3 protein-coding genes, 1 tRNA gene and 1 pseudogene are annotated in these 2668 nt (G+C 33.0%); 4 read left to right on the top strand and 1 reads right to left on the bottom strand.

Translation table 11 applies throughout. From position 1 onward, the window contains the following. Window positions 1-573 precede the first annotated feature (573 nt). The 4 genes and pseudogenes from LRA01S_RS10395 (at window position 574) to LRA01S_RS10385 (ending at window position 1847) form a co-directional block, all read left to right on the top strand. Window positions 574-646 (top strand) — tRNA-Lys (locus tag LRA01S_RS10395). Between the two features lie 263 nt (window positions 647-909). Further along, window positions 910-1236, top strand: coding sequence for a hypothetical protein (locus LRA01S_RS10390; protein ID WP_061775536.1), 327 nt, complete (start codon window positions 910-912; stop codon window positions 1234-1236). After that, a pseudogene (locus LRA01S_RS11450) lies at window positions 1236-1319 on the top strand (hypothetical protein); the annotation flags it as partial. The gene LRA01S_RS10390 and the pseudogene LRA01S_RS11450, both read left to right, overlap by 1 nt. Window positions 1320-1373: 54 nt before the next feature. After that, window positions 1374-1847: a helical hairpin domain-containing protein gene (locus LRA01S_RS10385; protein ID WP_144259915.1), complete on the top strand. Its 474-nt coding sequence runs from the start codon at window positions 1374-1376 to the stop codon at window positions 1845-1847. A gap of 273 nt (window positions 1848-2120) precedes the next feature. Here the strand turns inward: LRA01S_RS10385 and LRA01S_RS11370 are convergent, their stop codons facing one another. Beyond that, window positions 2121-2201: a putative holin-like toxin gene (locus LRA01S_RS11370; RefSeq protein ID WP_220438155.1), complete on the bottom strand. Its 81-nt coding sequence runs from the start codon at window positions 2199-2201 to the stop codon at window positions 2121-2123. Window positions 2202-2668: the final 467 nt, after the last annotated feature.

Genomic DNA, 2668 nt, shown 5'->3' with positions numbered 1-2668 from the left:
TAAAATAGTTCACAAAAAAAGAAAGCGTATTCTATCTTTAGGTTTGCAAAAAAGATAGAAGCATGCTATTATATAAATATAAAGAAAAGCACTGGAATGTGCGAACTTGCTCACATTTTTGACCGACTAAATCGTATTACCTCGGGAGTCTTTGAGACATCTTACAGCGTGCAAGCCATTTTAGATGGAAGCTGCTTCAGTAAGAGCGAGACGCCCACCTGTTTAACATTAACAGCGGGTTCAATACTTGAGTGAGTAACGGCATTCAATCAGTGTTTTTTTGCGTTTTTGACTGCGATTTCTTCGTTAGCTTTCAGCTCACAACCCCAAGGTTGCTTCGCTTTAGCTGCCTCGACCTCACAGCCAAAAACGCAAAAAAACTTTCCTATGTTGGTGTGATGTCTTTGTTAGATTTCAGATCACAACCTCATGGTTGTAAGTCTTTTATGCTATGAATTCTTGGTAAAAAGTCTTCAAAAAACTATATTTGATTTGTTTGAGTTTATTCTTGCATTTTCTGTTGTATTTGAGGTATAATGAACTGGTGAGAAATGCTTTTTCTCTTAATAAATTGCCTTCTTAGCTCAGTTGGTAGAGCAGTGGACTCTTAATCCATGGGTCGCAGGTTCAAGCCCTGCAGGGGGCATCAAAAAAAGGCTCTGCACGTTGGTGTAGAGCCTTTTCTTTTATATTTTTCCCAAAACTACCCATAATTTTCTTGATTTTATCATTGCCAGCGTCCAATGTCTCCCTAAGTATATGACCATAAGTTTCTCTGATTTGAGTACTGTTTTTATGTCCTACTTGTTTAACAATAACTTCAATGTCTACGCCTTGGGCTAATAAAATACTAATATAGCTCCATTCTTTGTTATAATGAAAGAGTAATCAAAATACGGAGGTTACTAAATGAGCGTTGAACAAGCACAAAGAACAGTAAATCAGCTAAATAAAGATATGGCATCATTAGATAAAAAGATGGCTGACTTAGTAAAAAAAGAAGCTGATAAAACAAACAAAATTGGTACAACACAAAGAAGTATTACAAAAAATACTTCTGCTTCTATGTTAAAAACAAAAGCACGTCAAATTGAGCTTTATCTGAAAGAACTTGTAAGAGTTCTTTCAGATAAAGCTGACATTAATAAAAAAATGGCTGATAAGAGAAAGAAATTATCAGATGCAACATTAAAGTTACAAAAGGAAGAATCAACACGAACTAAAAATCTTTATTAGTGCCCTCACACCAAGTCAATAAACTTAATGATGGTAACTATAATATTTTTATCAAGAAAAAAGATTTTTTCTATTTCACAAATTCTGATGATGCGACTAAAAATAAATTTATGACTGGTAACATAGTTGCCAAGCAATTGTCTCATGATAATCAGCATTTAGTGCTTCACAAAAATCAATATATATCAAAACTTGATCAGATCATCAAAGATTTTGAGTATCTCTCTTTAAAAGGTGTTTCAACTGGTCAACAGTTTTCAGATTTGAAAAAACAATTTGAAAAACAGGTTCATGAAACAGAAAAAGAACTGTCTGTTTTAGATGAAAAAATTTCTTGTCTGAACAAAATCATCAGTGCAATTGATGGTCTCAGTTCTGATGATTTGAGAAAAGTTGAAACTTCTGAAGCAATCCTATCAGACTTAAAAATTGATAAATCGACTAAGAGAGGTGATCTAAATAAAACTATCGAGGAAGTGAAATTTGAAAGACAAGTGTTAAATGAACAATTTCATGACATTGTTGAGAAATATAAAACCTATCAGGGTGTCAAAGAAAATGTTAGAGATCGAGAAAATGATACTATCAAAAATAAAGAGGTCAAGAGGTAGCCATTGTCGCCAAAATGTAAACCCGGAATCAGCCTGCAGGTTTGGAAACATGGCGACGTTTAAAATCTGTCGCCTAATTCTGTTCTTGGTTATTGATCGACGTGCCTGAAGTTTGGCGACAAAATATCTTTGTTGACTAATTTACTTTATATCAGTATAATGTAGGTATAAAGTAAAAAAAAAGAACGTGCGCAAACACGTTCTCTATAGAACCGTTTAAGACGGTAGCAAGTGTTCAAAATAATTCGTCAACTCGCTAAAGTTGAAGACGAATTATTTTTTGTTTTTGTCGTTAAGTTTTAAGACTAACATTGCAAAAGCAATCATCAGGCTTATCGCTTGAAAAACTGACATAAACCCTCTCTAAGAGGTCAACTAAAAATAATCTTCATAGCACCACCTCCAAATTTTATTGGTTTTAGGGCTACCATCTTAACTTTTCTACAAGTGATATTATATCATAATATCAACAAGCAATTAACTTTGATTTAAGGCAATCATACTATAATAGAATTACCCTAAAATATTTTTTCATAAAAACCTCCCAAATAAAAGGCTACCACAAGCCTTTTATTTTTTTGCTTTCTTTAGTTCCTGCGCTAACAAATATTTGATGTAATTAGATAAAACAAGTCCATTTTCTTTTGCCAAAAACTTCACTTCATTCTTGAAACTTTCTTTGCAACGGACAACAATTTGAACATTTTTATCCTCAAAAAGTTCTGTCTAAGTAGCCATATCTCTCCTTTTTCGTATAACTAATAGTGATGGCTACAAAAATCATATTGCTATAGATACCAAATCAAAATTCGTAAAGATTT

The organism is Pseudolactococcus raffinolactis NBRC 100932 (assembly GCF_001591765.1).
GTDB classification, from domain to species: Bacteria; Bacillota; Bacilli; order Lactobacillales; family Streptococcaceae; genus Pseudolactococcus; species Pseudolactococcus raffinolactis.
This window is presented reverse-complemented; position numbering and strand designations above follow the sequence as displayed.

What these genes read in the sequence shown, in the direction of transcription:
- LRA01S_RS11370 (WP_220438155.1), bottom strand. Translation starts at nt 2,201, where the DNA reads ATGTCAGTTTTTCAAGCGATAAGCCTGATGATTGCTTTTGCAATGTTA.
- LRA01S_RS10390 (WP_061775536.1), top strand. Translation starts at nt 910, where the DNA reads ATGAGCGTTGAACAAGCACAAAGAACAGTAAATCAGCTAAATAAAGAT.